Raw genomic sequence first — 22,999 nt, 5'->3', positions numbered from 1 at the left:
CCGATGGAAATCGCCGCCGTGGTGATCCTCGCCCTCGTCGTGATCCTGGGCCTGACGGTTGCCATCGTGGCGATGGTCGGGCGTTCCCAGAAGCGGGCGCTCAATCGGGACAATCAGGTGATGCCCGGCCGGCTCACCCGCGCGCCACAGTCATGGGCCGTCTCGCATGAGCCGGAGGCCCGGCTACACCGCCGGTTGCGGGATGCGATGACGGCGCTGCGCGCGGCGGACTCAATCGACAACGGCTCGACCATCGTGCTGCGCGCCGATCTCGAACAGACCGCGCTCGATCTCGACGACCATCTCGTCGCCGTAGCGCAGCTCTCGAGCGTGCACAAGAGCGAACTACTGAAGACCATCGCCGCGACGGTCCAGTGCATCGAGGCGGCGGTCGCGCGTTATGCCACCGCCGCGACGAAGCCCGACACGAGCGCGCTGGAGGCGGATCTCGCCGCCGTGCAACGCCAGCTCGACATCACCGCCGAACTGCAAAGGCGGCTCCCGCCGCAGTGATCAGCGGCGTATCGCCAGCACGGGCGTGACCAGTTCACCGGTGCTGAGGTAGCTGTCCAGGTTGCGGATGGCGAGCAGCGCCATTGCCCGGCGGGTGCGCGCGGTGGCGCTGCCCACGTGCGGGAGCAGCACCACGTTGTCCAGCCCGAACAATTCTTCGGGCACATGCGGTTCTTGGGCGAAGACGTCCAGCCCGGCCCCGCCCAGGCCGCCGCCGACGAGCAACTCGACCAGGGCGTCCTGATCGACGACGCTGCCGCGGGCGATGTTGACCAGATAACCGTCGGACCCCAACGCCTCCAGGACGGCGCGGTCGACGAGGTTGCGGGCCTGGCTTTCACCGGTGGTGGCGACGACCAGCACATCGACCGACGCGGCCAACTCGACCGGAGATGCCGCGTAGCGGTACGGCGATCCGTCGACCCGGTGCCGGTTGTGGTACGCGATGGCGCAGTCGAATCCGAGGAGCCGGGTCGCGATCGCCGTCCCGATGCGGCCCAGGCCCAGGATTCCGACCCGCAGGCCGGTGACGTCGCGCGCGTAGGGCATCGGGCCCTCGCTGGCCCATCGCCCGGCCCGCACATAGCGGTCGGCGGCGCCGAATCGGCGCAGGGTCATCAGGATCAGGCCGACGGCGGTGTCGGCGACGGTGTCGGTCAGCACGTTGGGAGTGTTGCTGACACCGATGCCCCGGCGCTGCGCGGCATCGAGGTCGATGTTGTCCACCCCTGCGCCGTTGTTCACGATGGCCTCCAGGTTGGGCAGCGTCGCGATGGTGTCGGCGTCCGCGCCGGGGCCGCCCGACGTCACAATCACCCGGACGCCCGCCGCGTGCTGGGCCAGGAACTCGGCCCGCTGCGCACCGCCGGGCAACCGGGGGATCTCGTAGCGGGCCGCGAGTTCGGCTTCGAACGTGCGCTCGAACTTACCGATGCGTAGTGCGTCGCGGATCTTCTTCACCGTCACGGTTGCCATCATCCTTGTCCCGAGCTGCAAGATTCCTCCAAGGATCCGCCAAGAATCCGTTGAGCGCCTCGCGGGATGGTGATTCCACCAGCCGATCGAACGAAGGGGCGGTCATCATGCGGTTGTTCTGCTTTCACCACGCCGGGGGTGGCGGGTTGGCATTCAACGCCTGGCGCAAGGCGCTGGACCCGGCCATCGAGGTAGTCCCCGTCGAGATCCCCAACCGTTCGCGGTTCGCCACGTTGCGCGACCTCGTCGACGAGGTCAATGACCAGTTGGGTCACCTGCTGGACGAACCGCACATGTTCTTCGGGCACAGCTTCGGCGCCCTGCTGGCCTACCGGCTGGCGTGCGTTCGCGCCGCCGCCGGTGCCGAGCTCCCGCGGGCGGTGTTCGTCTCCGCCTATGCCCCGCCGCATCTTCAGCCGCCGCTGCATGTCGTCAAGGAACTCGACGACAACCAACTCGCGGCCTTCCTGTCCGAAATGGGTTTGATGCCGGCCGGATTGACCCGCTGGCCCACCCTGCGTGAGCAGGCCGTCACGATCACCCGCCACGACCTGGAATTGCTGATGACCGACGAGGAAGCCGGCACCGGCGAGTTGCCCTGCCCCATCCACGTTTTCGGTGGCAGCGAGGACCCGATCGTGAGCGAAGCCGACCTGCAGCAATGGCGTTCGCGGACCAAGGCCGACTTCTCGGTGCAGATGCTTCGCGGCGGTCACTTCTACCTGCGTGACCGCAAGAGTTTGTTCGAGACCCTGCGGCCGCTGATGTCGACGCTGGTGGCGGCCTAACCACTGCGGCTGAGCCAGTCGTCGATCGTCTCGGCCACGGCCCGCCACCCCGCCTCCAGCATCAGGTCGTGAGCCATGCCCGGAAACACCTTTGCCTCGGCGCCGTATGCCGTTGCGGTGCGGTGGATCTCGCGTTCGGTGACGATGGCGTCCAGTTCGGCACCCAGCACCAGCATCGGGACGCGGTTGACCCGCTTGGTTCGTACCAGGTCCAGTGCGAGCATGTCGAGGAAGGCCCGGTAGGACTCGTCCTGCAGCCGCCGTTGGTATGAGTCCACCTGCGCCGCAGGCATTGTCGCCGAGAAGAACAGGTCGCGCGCCAGGGCCGGCGTCCGTACCAGTGGTTCCAACCGGAGTTCGGTGTTGCATCTAGCGAAATCGCGCGGGTGACGGCGAGCGATGCTCGTGGTCAACCGCAGCACACCGGTGGGCTGAATCGGCGTGACGAGGATGGCCGCCTGGGCGCGGTGCCGCTGTAGGTAATGCTGAGCCGTAAAGCCGCCCATGGAGTGCGCCACCAGTACCGGTTCCGTCGGCAGCCGCGCCGCGACTTCCGCGACGTCGTCCACATAGTCCCTGATTCGCGTCCAGCGCAACCGATTTCGGCCGGCGCTACCACCATGCCCGCGCAGGCTCATTGCCACGGCCCGGTAGCCCCTGGCCGCAAAGAAGTCGAGAAAATGCTCGTCCCAGCACCACGCCGCATGCCAGGCGCCGTGCACGAACAACAGCGGATCAGGGTGTTTCTCGGTGCAGCGGCCTTTGTCGATGACTTCGAGCATGCGGCTCATTCTTTGCGAACCGGCATCAAGAATCCATAAAGAATTCCGAAAGTCTGCGCCCCGAAACTTTGGTTACGCAACCAGCGTCCACCACCACCAATCACCACACGGAGACAACAATGTTCACTCACCGCTTCACCACCTCACTGGCCGGCACCGCCGTGACCGCCGCTGCCCTCGGGCTCGCCGCCCTCGGCCTCGCCGGCACCGCGGGCGCCGGCACCGCCGACGACGCGTTCATCGCCCAGATCAAGGCCGACGGGATCACCCCGCCCAGCAACGCGCGCGCGATCAGCGAGGCCCACGCCGTCTGCGCCGCTCTCGATGCGGGTCAGTCGTCAGCTCAGGTCTACAGCGGGGTGGCCGAGCGGACCGGCCTGAGCCCCAGCGGCGCAGAGACATTCGCCGTCGACGCGGCGAGCGCCTACTGCCCGCAGTACGTCACCACCACCTGACGTACTCGAACCGAGCCACCGGGCTCAAGCACTCCGAACGGGGTTGCTTGGGCCCGGTTTGGCGTTGTGGCTCCCCGTTCAGGTGCCGGCGTGAAATGCCGCCACCGGCATCTCGACGGTGCCCTGGCAGGGACCGCCGTAAATGTCGGTGTGCCAGGTGCCGCGCAGCGAGCCGTCAGGCTGCGGGGTGTAGAACGCCCAGGACTTCGCCGGGGCCCACGCCTTGGCAACCCCTTCGCCCAGGTAGCAGTCCCACTGGAAGTCGAAGCGCTCGACCCACCGGGTGCCGTCCCAGGTGTAGTGCGACGGCACGACGATCGTCGGATTCTTGGGCGTGGGCCCGTTGTTGGCGGTAGCGACACACGACGAGGCCGAGCACACCGTCGAAAAGACGTAGTCGGCGCTGAAGGTGGCTTCGGATTGGGTGGCCGCGACGCTGGTGCCGGTCTTCTGCGCGGCGTACCTCACCAGGGAATACTTGCCGTTCCAGGACGGTGTCGCTGCGCTGGCCGGGTGCGCCGGCACAGCCAGTACCGCCATGGCGGCAAGCAATGCGAGTCCCCGGCGCATCGTGCCAATGCTGCTGGACGGATGACGCGACCAGATACCGGACGGGACACGATCCCGCGTAACTCAGGCCGGGTACTGGGCGACGGCCTTCTTGACGACCGAGTCGATCTCGTCGGTGAGCAGGAACCGCTGCGCGACAAGCCCTTCGGCGGCCGTGCGGACCGCGGCGGCGTAGTCACCGCTGGTCGGGTACCGCTCGGAAACCGACGGTCGTCCGGGCGGGAAGGGCAGCTTGCTGCCGATCCGCTCGTAGAGCACCTCCGGCAGGTCCTCGACGTACCGCCTGGCGTTCCAGCCGGTGTAGGTGGCCAGCGGTGCGGCGACCGCGGGCAACCGGATACCGGCTACCTCGTTGCCGTCCGCGTCGACGGCCGACACCAGGTCGGTCTCGCTCGCCGAGGGCAACCAGGCCGGGGCCGGAGTGTTCGCGTAGCCGAAGCGGGACAACACGTCCTTACGGGCCACGGCGGTCCCGTCGCTGGTCCGCGGGACGCGGCTGGCCGGCGGCTCGATGCCGTCCGACACCCAGTTGTCCAGCGCTACGAGCAGCGCCCGAGTGACCGGAGTGACGTCGAGGTGGTGCACCGGGTTGGCGGCGGGCAGCGCGTCCTTGATCTTGCTGCTGCCGAAGTGGTCGGTGCCGGCCAGCAGGTAAGTGCGGGTGTCGTCGTCCTCGGGCAGGTCGGCGCCAGTGTGCGGGTCGACGTGTACCAGCGCGCCGTCGCCCTGCCAGTACTCGGTGGCGCTGTTGGTGAAGATCGTCTTCGGGACGCCGCCGAGCTGGCGCTGCAGCGCGAGCAGGTCATCGTTGCCGATCGGGCCCGCGGCGCCGTGGCCGCCGGGGGTCGAGGGCTGGGCGTACCGCTGGTTGAACTCGCCCCGGTTGGCGCTGGCGAAGTCGCTGAACACGCCGTCGAAGACCTGCATCCCGGCCTCGTCGACGTTGAGCCCGTCGGAGAGGAACTGGCGCAGCAACCGGCCGGCTTGGGAGACGCCGTAGGCGAAGGTGTGGTCGATACCGTCAGCGCGAAGGTGCGAAACGATATCGCGGATAGCCAGCAGCCCGCAGCCCGCGACCGGGGCCAGCGCGGTGCGGTACACCAGCTCATACCAGTGGAACGGCTGGAATCCGCCGTCCAGCGCGACGTGCGTCTCGTCGGTGAAGCGCCAGGTCTCGCGGGGGATGATCACCGGCTCGGCGTTGGGGGCCGTGCGCACGGTCAGCACCGCCTCCGGGTCGTCAACGTCGATCGTGGGGTAGTCGGTGAACTTGAACAGCACGTCAGCACCAGGGATGGACTCGACCTCGGGAGCCGAGAAGCTCAGGGCGTGGTCTTCGCGGACGACGTCCGAGCGCCACTCCAGCCGCATGAAGCCGGGGGCCACGTCGGCCTGGGGTGCCGTCAGGCCCAGGATGGCCGGACCGCGCTGCACGTCCCACTGCCAGCCGCAGGAGGCGATGGTCCAGCCGCGGTTCAGCAGAAATCCGCCCTTCAGCCATGGCGCGTTGGTGGGGACGCCGCGGTTGGGCACGACGAACAGCAGCTTGCCGTTGCCGCCGCTCACCGGACGGAGCAGGCGCAGGTCGGCTGTGTAGCGGACGAGGCCGTCGTGGTCGCGGGGTGCGAGCTTGAGGTCGACGATGCGCTCGTTGGCCAGCGCTTCGGGGTCCACGGCGAACGTGACGGTCGCTTCCACGTTCTCGTAGCGGCTGTCGGTGTGCGGGTAGACGTTGTGCACGTGCACTGACTCGACTGACATCTCGATCCCCCTCGTCGGTCGTCATCTCGGGCTGTTGCAGATGACTTTCCGGCAGGGGCCTTGGCGCATTCTTGAAGAATCCTTGGAGGCGGGATTACCGCGCACGCAGCAGGAACAGCCCGTAGGCGGCGAGCGACTGCGCGTCGGCGATCACGCCGTCCCGCATCATCTGCTCGACCTCCGCGCGGGGGAACCAGGCGCTGCGCATGTCCTGCTCTTCGTGCTCCCGCTCAACCCGTCCCTCCGAGATCCCGGTGGCCAGGAACGCCCAGCCGCGCTGGCTGCTCATCCCCGGTGCGACGTCCAGCATTCCCAGGGCCTCGAAGGACGTCGCGCGCAGACCGGTCTCCTCGCGCAATTCGCGCTCGGCGAGCGCGACCGGCTCCTGGGCGGCCAGATCCGGTGCGGTGCCCTGCGGAAACTCCCACCGGCGCGCGCCGACGGGATACCGAAACTGCTCGACCAACCGGAACCGGTCCCCGTCGTAGGGGATCACGAGCGCATACGTCGGCTTGTCCACCACCGCATAAATGCCGGGGGTGCCGTCGGGACGGCGGATTTCGTCTTCGCGCAGCACCATCCACGGGTTGCGGTAGACCTCGCGGGAGGCGACGGTTTCGATGAAGGGCACCCGACCAGTATTGGCCTTGCTCAGGTGACAATCATGTTGCCCAGGCTGCCGATTCCTTGCTCACCGCCATATCATCTCGCTGCATACGCGCGTTTTGCTGGCGCTAACCGGTAAGTGGGTGTTTATGCGGGACCTAGTGCGCCACATCATCGTCAGCGGCGAGGACGCGCTGGCGACAACGATCATCGAGGAACTCAACGAAGTCGGCGCCAACGTCGTTCTGCTGAAGGATCACAGCCTGGCCGCGGTTGACCTCGAGCAGGCCGATGCGGTGGTCTGCGCCGGGGACGACGACGCGCAGAATCTCGAAATCGCTTTGCTGGCAAGGAAAGCCAACGCCCGGGTGCGGGTGGTGGCGCGACTGGCCAACGACGTGTTGCGGGAAGCGGTGACGGCCGACAACGGGACCGGGGCCATTCTCGACGTCGCCGACCTGGCCGCCCCCTCGGTCGTCGAAGCGTGCTTGGCGCAGACGGCGCACCCGTTCGAGGCGGCCGGCCTGGAGTTCGTCGTCTCGGGCGCCGAGGTGACGCGGGAGGCGACCCTGCGCGACCTCTACGGCGACCTGGCGCCGGTCGCAGTGATCGGTGGCAAGAACTCCCCCGATCCGGGCGAGGTGGTCGCCTGCCCCGGACGGGATCACCGGGTGTACCCCGGGGACTGGACGGCGATGATCGGCAGCGCGGACGAACTGGCCGCGCGCGGCATCAAGGTCCGCGAGGCGACGATAACCCGGGCCCGCCGCTCCCGGCTCACCCGGATCGCCGACGGGGCGCGCGCGCTGCGCAACGACGTCAACCCGATGTTCTATCGGGCGGTGGTCGCGTTGCTGTTCCTGTTGCTCGGGTCGACGGTCCTGCTTCGCTACTCCTACCGGCTGCCCCCGGGGATGACCTGGATCGATGCGCTCTACTTCAGCACCGAGACGGTCGCCACCGTGGGCTATGGCGACTTCAGCTTCATCAACCAGCCGACCTGGTTGCGGTTGTTCAGCATCCTGCTGATGTTCGCCGGCGTCATCAGCACCGCCATCCTCGTCGCGTTCCTCGCCGAGCTGATGATCACCCGCCGGCTGCTGATCTCCTCCGGCCCCCGCAAGGTGCGGTCCCTGCGCAACCACGTCGTCGTGGTGGGGCTGGGATCGTTCGGCATCCGGGTGGTCGCTGACCTGACGGCGGCGGGCTGTGACGTGGCCGTCATCGAACGAGACGAGAACAACCGCTTCCTGTCCTCGGTGGCCGAACTCGACGTGCCGGTGATCTTCGGGGATGCGACGCTGCGGCAGACCCTGGACTCGGCCTGCATCGACGAGGCGCGTGCGGTGGCCGTGCTGACTCAGGACGACATGGTCAACATCGAGACCGGGATCGTGCTGCGGTCGATGCTGGGATCGCGGTTTCTGCCTGCGGGCAGCCGATCCGACATCCCGCTGGTGTTGCGGGTCTACGACCGCTCACTGGGCTCGGCGGTGGCGCAGCGGTTCGGCTTCGACAACGTGCGCTCGACCGTCGACCTGGCCGCCCCGTGGTTCATCGGCGCCGCGATGGGCCTGCAGGTGCTGGGGACGTTCTCGGTGGGGCAGCGCTCGTTCATGATCGGCGGGATGCACGTCGCGCCGGGCAGCGAGCTGGACGGCATCCCGATGCGCGAGCTGTCCACCCAGACCCGCGTCATTGCGATCACCCGACCGGACGCACCGGTCACCCTGCACCCGCGCCGCGACGCCCAACTGCTGGGCGGGGACACCGTCTACCTGGTCGGTCCGTATCGCGAGCTGCTGGCGACGCTGCGCAAGGGCGAGGCGTCCGAACAGTCGGCGAACGCCGACGCGGCGGCCGGCTGACTCAGAGGGCGGCGGCGACGTCGGCGGCGCGCCGGAGCTGCCCGATGTCCGCGCTGGTGGGGATCAGGTGCACTTCGTCGGTGCCGATGTCGGCGAACTTGCGCAGCACCGCCAGCAGCTCGTCCTCGCTGCCCGCCCACCCAGTGGTCGGCGCCATCGCGTCGACGTACTCGGCGGGGATCCAGTTCATGTAACGGCGCAGATGCCGGTGGACCTGGTCGCGGGCTTCGTCGGGCCCACCGAACGCGAACCAGAAGGACGTGGCCAGGTGGGGCGCCGGCTTGCCTGCCTCTTTCCAGGCCGCGCGGGCCACGTCGAACAGTTCGTTCTGCTGGACGACGTCCAGGTTCAGGGTGGTTCCCGCCATGCCGTCGGCCCAGTTGGCAGCGCTGCGTACGGTTTTGGGCCCGATGGTGCCGACGAGCAGCCGCGGCCCGCCGGCCTGGACCGGCGGCGGTCCCACCGGCCGCACCGAATCGGTGGTCTTCTCCCCGGCCCAGACCCGTTTCATCACGGCGACACGCTCGGCCATGGCGCGCATGGTCTGTGTCTTGGGGTCGGCCCCGACAGCGTTGTAGTCCTCGTGCCTGCCGCCCACCCCGATGCCGACCGTCAGCCGGCCGCCGCTGAGCAGGTCGCCGGTGGCCAGCGCCTTGGCCAGCATGACCGGATCGTGCAGCTGCGGCACGATCACCGTCGTCACCAGCCGCACGCGATCGGTCCATGCCGATAGCGCGCCGAGCAGCGTCAGGCTGTCCGGATTGTCGAAGGCAATGCGTTCGCCCCAGCACAGCGACGAGAACGGGCCGGTGTCGATCGCCTCCGCCCACGTCTTGAGCAGCGTCGCGTCGAGGTCGGGCTCCATCACCGGCATGGTCATACCTATCTGCACAGGCACGATTCTGGCACCATGGCCGAATGGCCCTCACGAGCACGTCGTTCGCGCACGTACGGCTGACCGTCACCGACATCGAGCGATCACGCCAGTTCTACGAGAGCGTCTTCGACTGGCCGGTCCTGATCGAGATTCCCGAGAACGCCGACGAGAAGCTGCGCAACCGGCTGGGGTTCCTGTTCGGCGGGGTCATCTATGACATGGGCGGTGGCCTGCTGGGCCTGCGGCCGGTGGCAACCGATCGCTTCGACGAGAATCGCGTCGGCCTGGACCACCTGGCGTTCCGCGTGGCCACCAAAGACGAATTAGAAACTGCCGCAACTCATCTCGACGAACTGGGCGTCGCCCACGGGCCGATCAAAGACATCGGGCCGTCCTACATTCTGGAGTTCCGCGACCCGGACAACATCGCGTTGGAGCTCACCGCGCCGAAGTAGGCCTCTGCGTGTGTGCACGCGCGCCCGGAAAAGAGCACACTGGGCAGCACCATGTCCATCGCTTTCAACCACACCATCGTCGCGGCCCGTGACAAACAAGATTCCGCGGAATTCCTCACCGAATTGTTCGACCTGCCCGCCCCCACGCCCTTCGGCCCGTTCCTGGTCGTCACGCTCGACCATGGGGCATCGCTGGACTACGCCGACGTCGCCGAGTCCGACGAGATCCGCCCGCAGCACTACGCGTTCCTGGTGTCCGAGGACGAGTTCGACGCGATCTACGGCAAGATCAGCGCGCGCGGCCTGCCGCACTGGGCCGATCCCGGGGCCAGCCGTCCCGGCCAGATCAACACCCGGGACGGCGGCCGGGGCGTGTACTTCCGGGACCCGGCCGGGCACGCCATGGAGATCCTCACCCGGCCCTACGGCTCCGGGAGCTAGCGCGTCGGCCCGTGCCGCTTGCTTTCCTGGTCCCGGTAGTCGTCGGCCATCTGCGCGACGTGTTCGGGCAGACGGTTGGCGGCGACATCGGCGATGGTGGTCTCTTCCAGCACTGAGCGCATGCTGGCGCGCAGCGCCCGCCACACGTCGGTGAGCGCGACGGTGGGCCCGGAATAGGGCAGGTCGCCGAGCCCGATATCGCGGACGCTGGCCAGCGGACCGTCGATGCAGCGCAGCACGTCGGCGATGCTGATCTCGGTGCCCGGACGCGCCAGTTCGTACCCGCCTTCGCGGCCGCGATGGCTGCGGACCAACCGATCGGTGCGCAGGTTGGTCAGGATGTCGACGAGGAATTGCGGCGGAATCCCCTGGGCCTGCGCCAGGTCGTCGGTCTTGACCAGCGTGCCGCTGGGCACCGTCGCGAGCTGGACCATCGCGCGCACAGCGTATTCCGCTTTGGCCGACATCCGCATGCTGACCGATTCTGCCAGCCCGCTAGGCGCGCACCTCGAGCATGTCGATCACGCTCTGCGCCTGCTCCTCGAGAGTGCGGTCGGCGGTGAGGCGCAGGTCGGGGTTCTTCGGCCGCTGGTATGGGCTGTCGATCCCGGTGAAATGCGTGATCTCCCCCGCCCGCGCCTTGGCGTACAGGCCCTTCGGATCGCGCCGCTCGCACTCGACCAGCGGGGTATCGCAGAACACCTCGAAGAACTCGAATCCGGCGTCGTCGTGGACCTTTCGCGCCAACTCCCGGTGCTCGGCCAGCGGGCTGATGGCCGGCACCAGCACGATCTGACCCGAATCGGCCAACAGCGTCGCCACATGCGCCAGACGGCGCAGGTTTTCCGCCCGGTCGGCCATGGAAAAGCCCAGGTCGGCGTTGAGGCCGTGCCGCAGGTTGTCCCCGTCGAGAACGTAAGCGGGAATGCCCTTTTCGAGCAGCTTCTGCTCGACCAGCATGGCCACCGAAGACTTGCCGGCGCCCGAGAGCCCGGTGAGCCACACCGTCCTGCCCCTGATAGCCCGGTCGGCGGCGGTGACCAACGACTTGTGCCGCACGGTGTTGGGACTTGCCTTCTGAGCCACCACATCTCGCAGCACCATCCCCGCAGCCACCGTGCCATTGGTGTCCGGGTCGATGAGAATGAACGAGCCGGTGCTGGCGTTGCGGGAATACTCGTCGAGCAGCAGCGGCACCTGGCTACGCAGCGTGATGCGGCCAAGTTCGTTGAGCTTCAACGCGGTTGCCGTCTTGTCGCGGTGCAGCGTGTTGACGTCGAGGCGGTAGTCCAGTCCCGTCACCCTGGCCCGTGTGGTGCGTGTGGTGTGCTTGATGACATAGTCGCGGCCGGGCTCGAGCGCCGACCCGTCCGACATCCAGCACACTGTGGCGTCGAAATGCTGCGTGACCCGGGGTTGATTGTTGGTCCGCGCGATCATGTCGCCGCGCGAGATGTCGATGTCGTCGGACAGGCTCAGCGAAACCGCCATCGGCGGAAACGCTTCGGGCACCGGCCCGTTCGGTCCATTGATGGTGGTGATCCGGGTGGTCTTGCCGATCGGCAGTACCACCACCTCGTCACCGGGGCGCATCACGCCGCTGGCGACGGTGCCGGCGTAACTGCGGTGGTCCTGGTGTTCCCGGGTGTGCGGGCGGATCACGTACTGGACCGGGAATCGCACGTCGACCAGGTTGCGGTCACCGGCGATGAACACCTCTTCCAGGTGGGACAGCAGTGCCGGCCCCTCGTACCAGGGCGTCTTGTCCGACTTGGTCACCACGTTGTCGCCATGCAGCGCCGACATCGGGATGGTGGCCACGTCCTGCACATCCAGCCGAGCGGCGAACGCGTGGAACTCGTCGCGGATCGCGTCGAATTTTTCTTGGTCCCAATCGATCAGGTCCATCTTGTTCACGGCCAGCACGATGTGCTGAATGCCCAGCAGCGAGGCCAGGAACGCGTGCCGGCGGGACTGCTCCAGCAGGCCGTGGCGCGCGTCGACGAGCACGATCACCAGTTGCGCGGTCGAGGCCCCGGTCACCATGTTGCGGGTGTACTGGATGTGGCCGGGAGTGTCGGCGATGATGAATTTGCGCTTGGGCGTGGCGAAATAGCGGTAGGCGACATCGATGGTGATGCCCTGCTCACGTTCGGCGCGCAGGCCGTCGGTGACCAAGGCGAGGTCGGTGTAGTCGTGACCGCGTTCCCGCGACGTCTTCTCCACCGATGCCCACTGGTCTTCCATCACGGCCTTGGAGTCGTAGAGCAGCCGTCCGATGAGGGTGGATTTGCCGTCGTCGACGGACCCGGCCGTCGCAAGGCGCAGCAGTGTCGTCATCAGAAGTACCCCTGCCGTTTCCGGTCTTCCATGCCGGCCTCCGAGATCCGGTCGTCCGCGCGGGTGGCGCCGCGCTCGGTCAGCCGGGACACGGCGGTCTCGGCGATCACCTCCGACACCGTGGCCGCTTCGGATTCCACGCAGCCCGTGCAGGTCACATCGCCGACCGTGCGGAACCGTACCGAGGCCTCGAACACCGGCTCATCGGCGCGCGGCTGCAGGTAGCGGTGCACCGCCAGCAACATCCCGTCGCGGCGAAAAACCTTGCGCCGGTGGGCGAAATAAATCGACGGCAGCTTGACCTTCTCGGCGCCGATGTAGGACCAGATGTCGAATTCGGTCCAGTTGGACAGCGGGAACACCCGGATGTGCTCGCCCTTGTGATGGCGACCGTTGTAGAGGTTCCACAGTTCGGGCCGCTGCGCCTTGGGGTCCCACTGGCCGAACTCGTCGCGGAAGCTGAACACCCGCTCCTTGGCCCGCGCCTTCTCCTCGTCGCGCCGGGCACCGCCGAACGCCGCGTCGAACTTGTGCTCGCCGATGGCGCGCAACAGCGTCACGGTCTGCAGCGGGTTACGGGACGGGATCGTCTCGACCACCCGCCCGGCGTCGATGTCGTCCTGCACCGATGCCACCACCAGCCGCACCCCCGCCTCGGCGACCAATTCGTCCCGCGTCGCCAGCACCTCGTCGAAGTTGTGACCGGTGTCGACGTGCATCACCGGGAACGGCAGCCGTCCGGGACGAAAGGCCTTGAGCGCCAGGTGGAGCATGACGATAGAGTCCTTGCCGCCGGAGAACAGCAGCACCGGCCGCTCGAACTCGGCGGCCACCTCCCGGATGATGTGGATCGCCTCGGCCTCCAGCGAGCGCAAATGGCTCAGTTCGTACTGGCCGGCCGCCGGGCCGGCCTTGAGATCAGCGCTCATCGGCATCATTTCTCGGTAAAGTTGGTTGAGTTGACCATATTTATGGTTATTGCAGATATAGAACCAGCCGGAGCCGGGGGTGTCAATGGCGGTTGCGCGAGCAGACGTAAAAGCACCCGCACGCTGGGCGTGTCGGGTTCTTTTACGTCTTCTCGCGCTCAGAAGGTGACCCTTCCGCTGCTGGGCAGGCGTGCGCAAGATGGACCGATGACCAATCCAAGCGGGCGCGACGTCATCGCGGCGTTTCTGCCTCAGTCGCCCTTCGTCACCAAGTTGGGGATCGTCGCGGAGTATCTCGGCCAAGACGAGGTCAGGCTGCGGCTGCCGTGGGATCCGACGAATACCACCATGGCCGACATGGTGCACGGCGGGGCGATCGCCACCCTCGCCGATCTCGCGGTGATGGCGGCGGCCTGGTCGGGTCGCGAGGCCCCGCCGTCGTTACGGGGCGTGACGGTGTCGTTGACGCTGGACTTCCTGGCGCCGGCGCGGGCCACCGATGTGATCGGGGTGGGCCGCGCCCTGCGCCGCGGCCGGTCGCTGGTCAACTGTGAGGCCGACATCGTCGACCCGGACGGACAGTTGCTCGCCAAGGCCCTGGCAACCTACAAGGTCGGGTGACGGTCCCCCCGCGAGCAGACGCAGAAGCTCCCGCACGCTCGGCGTGTCGGGAGCTTTCGCGTCTGCTCGCGCTAGAGGGTGACCTCTTCGAGCTTGCCTGTGGCAACGTCGAAGATGAATCCGCGCAACGAGGTGTGCTTGGTGACGAACGGGCTGTTCTCGATGCGGCGCAACGACTGCCGGACATCCTCGGCCAGATCCGGGAACGACTCGGCCGCCCACGGCGGCTTGACCCCGATCTCGTCCTGGATGCTGCGCTTGAAGTCGTCGTCGGTGAAGGTCAGCATTCCGCAGTCGGTGTGGTGGATCAGGATGATCTCCTGGGTGCCCAGCAACCGCTGGCTGATCGCCAACGACCGGATCGCATCGTCGGTGACGACTCCTCCAGCGTTACGGATGACGTGCGACTCGCCCTCCTTGATGCCCAGCACGCGATAGACGTCGATGCGGGCGTCCATGCACGCCAGCACCGCGATGTGTTTGCTCGGCGGCAACGGCAACGGCCCCTTGAAATCACTCGCGTAAGTGGCGTTGTTAGCCAAATAGTCATCGGTAACCGTCACGCAGGTCTCCCTCAGTTCGCAGGACCGGATTTGCTAGCGGCCAGTCAATACCAGCCAGAAGCGACGTGGATTTTAACAAGGTGATAGGCGGATTACACGGGTGCGGATCAGCGGGATCGCAATAGCTCCGGGCGCTACCCTGTCCCAATGCGGCAGGGGAGTCGGACATGACGCGATTTCTCGCGCGCCGCTTACTCAAGTACATCGTGCTGCTCGCGCTGGCCACCTTTCTGACCTATTGCCTCACCTCCTTCGCGTTCCGTCCGCTGGACAGCTTGATGCAGCGCAGCCCCCGCCCGCCACAAGCGGTCATCGATGCCAAAGCGCACGACCTGGGTCTCGACCGGCCGATCCCGATCCGCTACGCGAACTGGGTTTCGCACGCTGTACAAGGCGATTTCGGCAAGACCATCACCGGCCAGCCCGTGGCCACCGAATTGGGTCGCCGAATCGGAGTCAGCTTGCGGTTGCTCGTCATCGGATCGGTGGTCGGAACGCTGCTGGGCGTGGCGCTCGGCGCCTGGGGCGCGATTCGGCAGTACCGACTCAGTGACCGCGCGGTCACCATGTTCGCGTTGCTGGTGATCAGCACGCCGACATTCGTGATCGCAAACCTGCTGATCATGGCAGCGCTGAGGATCAACTGGGCGTTGGGTATCCAGCTCTTCGACTACACCGGAGAGACATCGCCGGGGGTGGCCGAGGGGACCTGGGCCGCGCTGGCTGATCGGCTGAAACACCTGGTGCTGCCATCGCTCACCTTGGCACTGGGCTCGGCCGCGGGTTACAGCCGCTACCAGCGCAACGCGATGCTCGACGTGCTCGGCCAGGATTTCATTCGTACCGCCCGCGCCAAGGGATTGACCCGCCGGCGCGCGCTGGTCAAGCACGGACTACGCACCGCGCTGATACCCATGGCCACGCTTTTCGCCTACAGCGTCGCCGGACTGGTGGCCGGGGCCGTGTTCGTCGAGAAGATCTTCGGCTGGCACGGCATGGGTGAATGGGCGATCCGCGGCATCGCCACCCAGGACACCAACATCGTCGCGGCCATCGCGCTGTTCTCCGGCACCGTGGTATTGCTGGCCGGTCTGCTCTCCGACATCTTCTATGCGGCACTGGATCCCAGGGTGCGCGTCTCATGACCGCGGTCCCGCAGATCGAGGAGACGGAAGCGACCTTCACTTCGCGCCGCACGCTGGTGCTGCGGCGGTTCCTGCGCAACCGGTCGGCGGTGGCCGCGCTGCTGGTGCTGGTACTGCTCTTCATCGGGTGCTACGCGCTGCCCGCGTTGCTGCCGTACTCCTACCAGGACCTGGACTTCAGTGCGCTGCTGCAACCGCCGAACACTCGCCACTGGTTGGGAACCAACGCCCTGGGTCAGGACCTGCTGGCCCAGACTTTGCGCGGGATGCAGAAGTCGATGCTGATCGGCGTCTGCGTGGCGGTGATCTCCACCGGCATCGCCGCGACGGTCGGATCGATCGCGGGCTATTTCGGGGACTGGCGCGACGGGGCGCTGATGTGGCTGGTTGATCTGATGCTGGTGATCCCCAGCTTCATCCTGATCGCGATCGTCTCCCCGCGTACCAAGAACTCGGCCAACATCTTCATGCTGGTCCTACTGCTGGCCGGTTTCGGCTGGATGATCAGCTCACGAATGGTGCGCGGTCTGACGATGAGCCTGCGTGAACGCGAATTCATCCGCGCCGCAAGGTACATGGGCGTCTCCAGCCGCCGGATCATCACCGGGCACGTGTTGCCCAATGTAGCGTCCATCCTGATCATCGACGCGGCGCTGAACGTCGCGTTCGCCATTCTCGCCGAAACGGGGTTGAGTTTCCTGGGTTTCGGTGTTCAGCCGCCGGACGTGTCCCTGGGCACCCTGATCGCCGACGGCACCCAATCGGCGACCACGTTCCCGTGGGTCTTCCTGGTGCCGGCCGGGGTGCTGGTGCTGATCCTGGTGTGCGCCAACCTGACCGGTGACGGCTTGCGCGACGCGCTGGATCCCGGCGCGAGCACCCTGCGGCGGGGTCGCGAATGAGTCCATTGCTGGAGGTGACCGACCTGGCCGTCACCTTCCCGACCGACGCCGCCGCGGTCACCGCGGTGCGGGGCATCAGTTATCACGTCAACCCCGGTGAAGTCGTGGCGATGGTCGGCGAATCGGGCTCTGGGAAGTCGGCCGCGGCGATGGCAGTGGTCGGCTTGCTGCCCGACTACGCCCGGGTCAGCGGTTCGGTGCGCCTGCAGGGCACCGAACTGCTGGGCCTGCCCGACGACGCGATGTCGCGGTTCCGCGGTAAGTCGATCGGCACCGTTTTCCAGGACCCGATGTCGGCGCTGACCCCGGTCTACACCGTCGGGGACCAGCTCGCCGAGGCGATCCGGGTGCACCAGCCCGAAGTCGGGAAGAAAGCGGCCCAGCAGCGCGCGGTGGAATTGCTTGATTTGGTTGGCATCTCGCAACCGCAGCAGCGGGCGCGGGCGTTTCCGCACGAGCTCTCCGGGGGAGAACGGCAACGCGTGGTGATCGCGATCGCGATTGCCAACGATCCCGATCTGTTGATCTGTGACGAACCGACCACCGCGCTGGATGTAACGGTGCAGGCGCAGATCCTCGAAGTGCTCAAGACGGCGCGCGACGTCACCGGCGCCGGTGTCTTGATCATCACCCACGACCTCGGGGTGGTCGCCGAGTTCGCCGACCGCGCGCTGGTGATGTACGCCGGGCGGGTCGTCGAATCGGCCGGCGTCAACGACCTGTACCGGGATCGCCAAATGCCCTACACGATTGGCCTTTTGGGTTCGGTGCCGCGCCTCGACGCGGCGCAGGGCACCCGGCTGGTTCCGATCCCCGGCGCTCCCCCGTCGCTGGCCGGTCTGGATCCGGGCTGCCCGTTCGCGCCGCGCTGCCCGCTGGCCATCGACGAATGCGTCGCCGCCGAACCGGAGTTGATCGAGGTCGGTGCCGGTCACCGAGCCGCATGCATCCGTACCGACCAGGTCGTCGGGCGCAGTGCCGCCGACATCTACGGCGTGACCGTCGATCGTGACGGTGCTCAGCCCGACAGTGCGACGGTCGTTGTGCGGGTGCGCGATCTGGTCAAGACCTACCCGTTGACCAAGGGCGTGGTGCTGCGCCGCAGGGTCGGGGAAGTCCGGGCGGTCGACGGCATCAGCTTCGACCTGCTGCAGGGCCAGACGCTGGGCATCGTCGGTGAATCCGGTTCGGGCAAGTCGACCACCTTGCATCAGGTACTGGAACTCGTTGCGCCGCAATCGGGCTCGATCGAGGTGCTGGGTGCGGACGTGTCGACGCTGAACACCGCGGGCCGGCGGACGTTACGGCGCGACATCCAGGTGGTCTTTCAGGACCCGGTGGCCTCGCTGGACCCCCGGTTGCCGGTCTTCGAACTCCTGGCGGAACCGTTGCGAGCCAACGGGTTCAGCAAGGGCGACACCAACGCCCGGGTCGCCGAGTTACTCGGCATTGTGGGGCTGGGCCGCGCCGACGCAAACCGCTACCCCGCCGAGTTCTCCGGCGGCCAGAAGCAGCGCATCGGGATCGCTCGCGCGCTGGCCTTGCAACCCAAGATCCTGGCCCTTGACGAGCCGGTGTCCGCACTGGATGTCTCGATCCAGGCCGGGATCATCAACCTGCTGCTCGACCTGCAGGACCGGTTCAGCTTGTCGTATCTGTTTGTTTCGCACGATCTTTCGGTGGTCAAGCACCTCGCCCACCAAGTGGTGGTGATGTATCGCGGCACAGTGGTCGAGCAGGGCGACAGCCAGGAGGTGTTCGGAAATCCCCAGCACGAGTACACCCGCCGGCTATTGGCGGCCGTCCCGCAACCGGAGCCGGGCCATGCCTGAGCGCAGCCGGTGGTGGAAGACGCTGGCGGCGGTGCTCGGCACGGTCGTGGTCTTGTCCGGTTGCTCCACCGATATCCCGACAACGCCTTCGGTCAGCGGCAATGCGGTCCTGGGCACCAGTAGCGACATCAACCCGCGGGATCCGGCGACACTGCGCGAGGGCGGCGACCTGCGGCTGGCGCTCAGCGAATTCCCGGCCAACTTCAACATCTTGCACATCGACGGCAACAGCGCCGAAACCGCTGGGATGCTCAAGGCCACGATGCCCAACGCGTTCATCATCGCGGCGGACGGCTCGACGACGGTCAACACCGACTACTTCACCAGCGTCGAACTCACCGGCACCGATCCGCAGGTGATCACCTACACGATCAATCCCAAAGCGGTCTGGTCCGACGGCACCCCGATCACCTGGCGTGACATCGCCAGCCAGATCCATGCAATCAGCGGCGCGGACAAGGCGTTCGAGATCGCCTCCACCGGCGGCGCCGAGCGCGTCGCCTCGGTCACCCGCGGTGTGGACGACCGGCAGGCCATCATGACCTTCGCCAAGCCATACGCGGAGTGGCGGGGCATGTTCGCCGGGAACGGCATGCTGCTGCCGGCCAGTGTGACCGCGACCCCCGAAGCCTTCAATACGGGCTGGCTTGACAGGCCCGGCCTATCCGCCGGCCCGTTCATCGTGTCCAACCTGGACCGGGCCAAACAGCGAATCACGTTGACCCGCAATCCACGCTGGTGGGGCCGGACACCGCGACTGAATACGGTTACGTACCTGGTGCTCGACCCCGCCGCGTCGTTACCGGCGCTGCAGAACAACACGATCGACGCCACGGGCGTCGGCTCGCTGGACCAGCTGATCATCGCCGAGCGCACCAAGGGCATCTCGATCCGCCGGGCGCCGGGGCCGAGCTGGACACACTTCACCATGAACGGCGCGAAGGGATCGATTCTGGCCGACCCGGCGGTGCGGTTGGCAGTGTGCAAGGGCATCGACCGAAGAACGATCGCCGAAGTCGCGCTGCACGGCCTCACCAGCTCGCCGGTGCCGCTGAACAATCACGTCTTCGTGGCCGGGCAGGCCGGATATCAGGACAACAGCCTGCCGTATGACCCCGAGCAGGCCAACCGCGACCTCGATGCACTGGGCTGGAAACGCAACGGCGAGTTCCGCGAGAAGAACGGGCAGCAATTGGTGGTTCGCCTGCTGTTCTACGAATCGCCGAACGCCAAAGTGTTCACCCAGGTGGCCCAGCACAGCCTGGCGCAGATCGGGGTGAAGATGGAACTCCAAGCCCGTTCCGGCAGTGGGTTTTTCAGCAACTACGTCAATGTGGGCGCATTCGATATCGCGCTGTTCGGCTGGCAGGGCGACGCGTTCCCGTTGTCCGGGCTCACCCAGATCTACGCGTCCGACGGGGACAGCAATTTCGGCAAGATCGGTAGCCCGGAGATCGATGCCGCCATCGAGCGCACGCTGGCCGAACTCGATCCCGCCAAAGCCCTCGCGCTGGCCAACGAGGTCGACCGGCTGATCTGGGCCGAGGGGTTCAGCCTGCCGCTGATCCAGTCCCAGGGCACCGTCGCGGTCCGCAGCGATCTGGCCAATTTCGGCGCACGCGGGTTGGCCGACCTCGATTACACGGCGATCGGGTTCATGCGCTGACCCGGCGCCGGCGTACGGGCACGGCTGCCTCGACGGTGGCCGCCACGTCGATCGCCTTCCACAACAACCGCATCGGCAGGCGCGGGGGCAGCGCGTCGAGCTCGTCCGCCCGGCGGGACAGCCCAGTGAAGTCGCCGCGGCAGACGGCGGCCGCGATGGCAAGGGCCGCGGGTTCACGGAAGTCCAACGCGGCGTGTCCCATGGTGGGCAGTCGCAGCAGGATCGCGTTGGGTAGCAGGGTCGCCACGCGCTCGGCCACCGCCATCGGTGTGACGAGGTCACGTCCCCCGGCGATCACCACCGTGGGCCAGCCGAACCGGGGCATCTCGGCCACCAAATCAAAGGGTTCGGCCTCGAAAGACACTGTGGTCTCCATGGTTTCGGCCATCGCAACGGCGGGGTCCAGCGGCAGATCGTCGGGCTCGGCGGCGTAATCGAGTTCGCGGAGCGCGATGCGATTGACCAGATCGGGTTCGTACCGGTACGGCGCCTTACGGCTCACACCCATGGTGGTCACCCGAACGATCGCCCGCCACAACATCTTTCGCCCAGTGAGCAGCAGGTTGACCTGGTGCTCGAGCATGGCTACCCCACCGTAGCCATAGATGGTGGCGGCAATCTGACCCGCCGTCGGCGTCATCACTCCGGTATCCACCAGCCGCCGTATCTTCGGTGCCAACTTCCTGGTCTCCGCCGTGTCGCCGTCCAGCAGCACGCCGCGCAGCGCGTCGCGGACCAGCGCGATGTCGTGATGTGACAGCACCGGCGAATCCAGGATCATCGCGTGGACCCGGCCGGGATGCCGGACGCCCACCCCGGCTGCGACGTAGCTGCCATATGACGAGCCGAAAATGACGGCGGAGTCCACCTGGGCGTCGTCCAGCACCGCGGCCACGTCGTCGACCACCTGCTCGATGGTCAGCGCCTGCGGGGGCAGATCGGCGCCGGAATCGTCGTGCCGCGACATCCCCACCCCGCGGTGTTCGACCATGATCACGTCGAGTCCGGCGGCAGCGGCGCGCCGGCGAAACGCCTGGTAAAGCCGCATTGAGGCGACGCCCGGCCCGCCGGGGATGACGACCAGCGGATGCGCCGACTTGTGGCCGGTGCGCACGTAGTAGAGATCGAACTGCTGGTCGCTGCCGGGCGAGACCGGTCGGCGCACCGGACGCACCCCGGGCAGCTTTGCCAACTTGTTGTGCACCCGGCGCCGTTTGGCGTTCATCGTCATCGTCAGCGCCCCCTCATGGGTGCCATTCTGCCGATGGTCAACCGCGGATCAAGTCGGCGGCCTTCTCTCCGATCAGTACCGACGGAGCGTGGGTGTGCCCGCGGATGGTGCTCGGCATCACCGAGGCATCGGCGACGCGCAGCCCGTCGACGCCACGCACCCGCAGCTGCGGATCCACCACGCTTGCGTCGTCGCTGCCCATCCGGCAGGTGCCGAGCGGGTGGTAAAGGGTGTGGGAGGACGCTCGAAGAGCCAGGTCGAGCGTGGCTTCGTCGAGCTCGGTGCTGTTGCGCGGTCGCACGACCTGTCCCAGCACGTCCCGCAGCGAGGGGGCCTTGGCGATCTCGGCGCACATGCGCAGTCCGGCCATCATTGCGGCACGGTCCAGGCCTTCGGGATCGGACAGATAGCGCGGATCGATGATCGGCTTGTCGTGCGGGTCGGCGGAACGCAGCGTGATCTGTCCGCGGCTTTCCGGCGCGACCAGGATGGGGCCGAATACCACCCCGTGGCCGGCGGCGGGGATCAGAGCCTCGTCGTAGAACGGTGCCGGCGCGAAGATCAACTCCAAATCGGGCAGTTCGAGATCGGCGCGGCTGCGGACGAATCCGTACGCCTCGCCCACGTTGGAGGTGAGCATGCCGCGCCGCCGCAGCAGGTAGCTGAGGAGTTGTTTGGCTTTTTCGGCGCCGAACAGGCTGTCGTCGTCGACGTCGAACCCCAAGGGTGTGACCAGGTGGTCGAGCAGGTTCTGCCCTACCTCCGGCGCGTGGTGGACGATTTCGATGCCGTGCTCGGCCAGGTGTTCGCGGTCGCCGATGCCCGAGAGCATGAGTAGTTGCGGGCTGTTGATCGCGCCGCCGCACAGCACCACCTCGCGGCGCGCATACACCACCGAAGTGTGACCAGCGCGCTCGTACTCGACGCCGACCGCCCGGGTGCCGTCGAAGACGACCCGTGTCGCCGTCGCCTCGGTGAGCAGGGTGAGATTCCGCCGGCTCATCGCAGGCTTCAGATACGCGTCGGCGGTGCTGTACCGGGCACCCCGGCGCTGGGTGACGACGGTCTCGCAGAACCCTTCCGGCACAGGCGAATTAGGTTGGGCGGCCGGATACCCGCATTCGCGGGTGGCCGCCAGCCAGGCGGCGGTCAGCGGGCGCGGACTGCGCTGACGGGAAATGTGCATCGGGCCGGTGACACCGCTGTCGTCACCGCTGACGAAGTGCCACGCCGCGCTGACGTTTTCGATGCGGCGGTAATACTCAAGGACTTCGGCGGCAGACCATTGCGGTCCTGAGCGGTTGGCCCACTCGTCGTAGTCGGCGGCGAACCCGCGCACCCACATCATCGCGTTCATCGATGAACAGCCGCCCAGCACTTTGCCCCGTGGCCAGTAGATCTGGCGGTCGTCGAGTTCGGGTTGCGGCTCGGTCAGGTAATCCCAGTCGACTTCGGTGCGAAACAATTTCGAGAAAGCCGCCGGAATGCCGATGAATCTGTTGGTGTCCCCGGGGCCGGCTTCCAATGCCGCTACTTCGGTGGCCGGATCGGCGCTGAGCCGATTGATCACAACAGCACCGGCCGAGCCGGTGCCGACCACTACGTAGTCGCGGTAGTCGCGCTGAGTATCCATATGCATCCCCGGTTTGGGCTGTGGGGCCGAGTTTATGCCTGCCGGC

22 protein-coding genes and 1 pseudogene are annotated in these 22,999 nt (G+C 67.1%); 11 read left to right on the top strand and 12 right to left on the bottom strand.

What is annotated here, in order from left to right; all coding sequences use genetic code 11:
* Positions 1–3 precede the first annotated feature (3 nt).
* Positions 4–513, top strand: coding sequence for a hypothetical protein (locus tag A5645_RS02075; protein ID WP_065128330.1), 510 nt, complete (start codon positions 4–6; stop codon positions 511–513).
* Here the strand turns inward: A5645_RS02075 and A5645_RS02070 are convergent, their stop codons facing one another.
* Positions 514–1,488: a 2-hydroxyacid dehydrogenase gene (locus A5645_RS02070; protein WP_065128376.1), complete on the bottom strand. Its 975-nt coding sequence runs from the start codon at positions 1,486–1,488 to the stop codon at positions 514–516. It abuts the gene before it with no gap.
* A 107-nt stretch (positions 1,489–1,595) separates the two neighbouring features.
* Here A5645_RS02070 and A5645_RS02065 point away from each other — a divergent pair, with 107 nt between their 5' ends.
* Positions 1,596–2,276 carry a thioesterase II family protein gene (locus A5645_RS02065; RefSeq protein WP_065034950.1) on the top strand — a complete coding sequence of 227 codons (681 nt, stop codon included), beginning with the start codon at positions 1,596–1,598 and terminating at the stop codon, positions 2,274–2,276.
* On the opposite strand, the gene A5645_RS02060 is transcribed toward A5645_RS02065, so the two are convergent.
* Entirely contained in the window at positions 2,273–3,058 is a 786-nt protein-coding gene (locus A5645_RS02060; RefSeq protein WP_065128329.1) for an alpha/beta hydrolase, read from the bottom strand. The two genes, A5645_RS02065 and A5645_RS02060, sit on opposite strands and share 4 nt — an antisense overlap.
* Before the next feature lie 119 nt (positions 3,059–3,177).
* Between A5645_RS02060 and A5645_RS02055 the strand changes: the two genes are divergently transcribed.
* Positions 3,178–3,513 (top strand): DUF732 domain-containing protein, encoded by a 336-nt coding sequence (locus tag A5645_RS02055; RefSeq protein ID WP_065128328.1) that lies wholly within the window; start codon positions 3,178–3,180, stop codon positions 3,511–3,513.
* A 78-nt stretch (positions 3,514–3,591) separates the two neighbouring features.
* Here A5645_RS02055 and A5645_RS02050 read toward each other — a convergent pair whose 3' ends face one another.
* From A5645_RS02050 to A5645_RS02040, 3 genes are all read right to left on the bottom strand, one after another.
* Positions 3,592–4,083: an Rv2253 family sensor-like surface protein gene (locus A5645_RS02050; protein ID WP_065034952.1), complete on the bottom strand. Its 492-nt coding sequence runs from the start codon at positions 4,081–4,083 to the stop codon at positions 3,592–3,594.
* 63 nt (positions 4,084–4,146) lie between these two features.
* The gene (locus tag A5645_RS02045) at positions 4,147–5,844 is read right to left on the bottom strand and encodes an alpha/beta hydrolase domain-containing protein (protein WP_065128327.1); all 1,698 of its coding nucleotides are present in this window, start codon (positions 5,842–5,844) and stop codon (positions 4,147–4,149) included.
* A gap of 94 nt (positions 5,845–5,938) precedes the next feature.
* Positions 5,939–6,475, bottom strand: a complete 537-nt coding sequence (locus tag A5645_RS02040) for an NUDIX domain-containing protein (RefSeq protein WP_065128326.1) — start codon at positions 6,473–6,475, stop codon at positions 5,939–5,941.
* Positions 6,476–6,599: 124 nt separating this feature from the next.
* Here A5645_RS02040 and A5645_RS02035 point away from each other — a divergent pair, with 124 nt between their 5' ends.
* Positions 6,600–8,318: an NAD-binding protein gene (locus A5645_RS02035; protein WP_065128325.1), complete on the top strand. Its 1,719-nt coding sequence runs from the start codon at positions 6,600–6,602 to the stop codon at positions 8,316–8,318.
* A gap of 1 nt (position 8,319) precedes the next feature.
* Here the strand turns inward: A5645_RS02035 and A5645_RS02030 are convergent, their stop codons facing one another.
* Complete coding sequence (locus A5645_RS02030; RefSeq protein ID WP_065128324.1) at positions 8,320–9,198, bottom strand: LLM class flavin-dependent oxidoreductase; 879 nt, start codon at positions 9,196–9,198, stop codon at positions 8,320–8,322.
* 38 nt (positions 9,199–9,236) lie between these two features.
* Between A5645_RS02030 and A5645_RS02025 the strand changes: the two genes are divergently transcribed.
* Both A5645_RS02025 and A5645_RS02020 read left to right on the top strand, forming a co-directional pair.
* A complete protein-coding gene (locus tag A5645_RS02025; RefSeq protein ID WP_065128323.1) occupies positions 9,237–9,650 on the top strand; it encodes a VOC family protein in 414 nt (137 codons plus the stop codon).
* A 51-nt stretch (positions 9,651–9,701) separates the two neighbouring features.
* Positions 9,702–10,091: a VOC family protein gene (locus A5645_RS02020; protein WP_065128375.1), complete on the top strand. Its 390-nt coding sequence runs from the start codon at positions 9,702–9,704 to the stop codon at positions 10,089–10,091.
* Here the strand turns inward: A5645_RS02020 and A5645_RS02015 are convergent.
* The 3 genes and pseudogenes from A5645_RS02015 to cysD form a co-directional block, all read right to left on the bottom strand.
* The gene (locus A5645_RS02015; RefSeq protein WP_065033811.1) at positions 10,088–10,564 is read right to left on the bottom strand and encodes an Rrf2 family transcriptional regulator; all 477 of its coding nucleotides are present in this window, start codon (positions 10,562–10,564) and stop codon (positions 10,088–10,090) included. The genes A5645_RS02020 and A5645_RS02015 overlap by 4 nt on opposite strands.
* 22 nt (positions 10,565–10,586) lie before the next feature.
* On the bottom strand, positions 10,587–12,431 hold the full coding sequence (gene cysC / locus A5645_RS02010; protein WP_065128322.1) for an adenylyl-sulfate kinase: 1,845 nt from the start codon (positions 12,429–12,431) through the stop codon (positions 10,587–10,589).
* Positions 12,431–13,398, bottom strand: a pseudogene (gene cysD / locus A5645_RS02005) (sulfate adenylyltransferase subunit CysD). Before cysD ends, cysC begins: the two are co-directional and overlap by 1 nt.
* 169 nt (positions 13,399–13,567) lie before the next feature.
* On the opposite strand from cysD, the gene A5645_RS02000 reads away from it, so the two are divergent.
* Complete coding sequence (locus tag A5645_RS02000) at positions 13,568–13,981, top strand: PaaI family thioesterase (RefSeq protein ID WP_065035174.1); 414 nt, start codon at positions 13,568–13,570, stop codon at positions 13,979–13,981.
* Positions 13,982–14,052: 71 nt separating this feature from the next.
* Here A5645_RS02000 and A5645_RS01995 read toward each other — a convergent pair whose 3' ends face one another.
* Entirely contained in the window at positions 14,053–14,544 is a 492-nt protein-coding gene (locus tag A5645_RS01995; RefSeq protein ID WP_065035154.1) for a beta-class carbonic anhydrase, read from the bottom strand.
* A gap of 167 nt (positions 14,545–14,711) precedes the next feature.
* Between A5645_RS01995 and A5645_RS01990 the strand changes: the two genes are divergently transcribed.
* From A5645_RS01990 to A5645_RS01975, 4 genes are read left to right on the top strand one after another with little or no spacing between them, the layout of a single operon-like run.
* Positions 14,712–15,689: an ABC transporter permease gene (locus tag A5645_RS01990; RefSeq protein WP_065128321.1), complete on the top strand. Its 978-nt coding sequence runs from the start codon at positions 14,712–14,714 to the stop codon at positions 15,687–15,689.
* A complete protein-coding gene (locus A5645_RS01985; RefSeq protein WP_065128320.1) occupies positions 15,686–16,591 on the top strand; it encodes an ABC transporter permease in 906 nt (301 codons plus the stop codon). The genes A5645_RS01990 and A5645_RS01985 overlap by 4 nt, the downstream gene beginning before the upstream one ends.
* Positions 16,588–18,423 carry a dipeptide ABC transporter ATP-binding protein gene (locus tag A5645_RS01980; RefSeq protein ID WP_065128319.1) on the top strand — a complete coding sequence of 612 codons (1,836 nt, stop codon included), beginning with the start codon at positions 16,588–16,590 and terminating at the stop codon, positions 18,421–18,423. The genes A5645_RS01985 and A5645_RS01980 overlap by 4 nt, the downstream gene beginning before the upstream one ends.
* Positions 18,416–20,089, top strand: a complete 1,674-nt coding sequence (locus A5645_RS01975) for an ABC transporter family substrate-binding protein (protein WP_065128318.1) — start codon at positions 18,416–18,418, stop codon at positions 20,087–20,089. Before A5645_RS01980 ends, A5645_RS01975 begins: the two co-directional genes overlap by 8 nt.
* Here the strand turns inward: A5645_RS01975 and A5645_RS01970 are convergent.
* Both A5645_RS01970 and A5645_RS01965 read right to left on the bottom strand, forming a co-directional pair.
* Positions 20,079–21,320 carry an alpha/beta hydrolase gene (locus A5645_RS01970; RefSeq protein WP_065128317.1) on the bottom strand — a complete coding sequence of 414 codons (1,242 nt, stop codon included), beginning with the start codon at positions 21,318–21,320 and terminating at the stop codon, positions 20,079–20,081. The genes A5645_RS01975 and A5645_RS01970 overlap by 11 nt on opposite strands.
* Before the next feature lie 37 nt (positions 21,321–21,357).
* Positions 21,358–22,953 (bottom strand): GMC family oxidoreductase, encoded by a 1,596-nt coding sequence (locus A5645_RS01965; protein WP_065035160.1) that lies wholly within the window; start codon positions 22,951–22,953, stop codon positions 21,358–21,360.
* Positions 22,954–22,999: the final 46 nt, after the last annotated feature.

The sequence above is a fragment of the Mycobacterium asiaticum genome, from assembly GCF_001673635.1.
Taxonomy (GTDB): domain Bacteria; phylum Actinomycetota; class Actinomycetes; order Mycobacteriales; family Mycobacteriaceae; genus Mycobacterium; species Mycobacterium asiaticum_C.
Note: the sequence above shows the minus strand (reverse complement) of the source record. Positions and strands in the feature narration are given on the sequence as shown.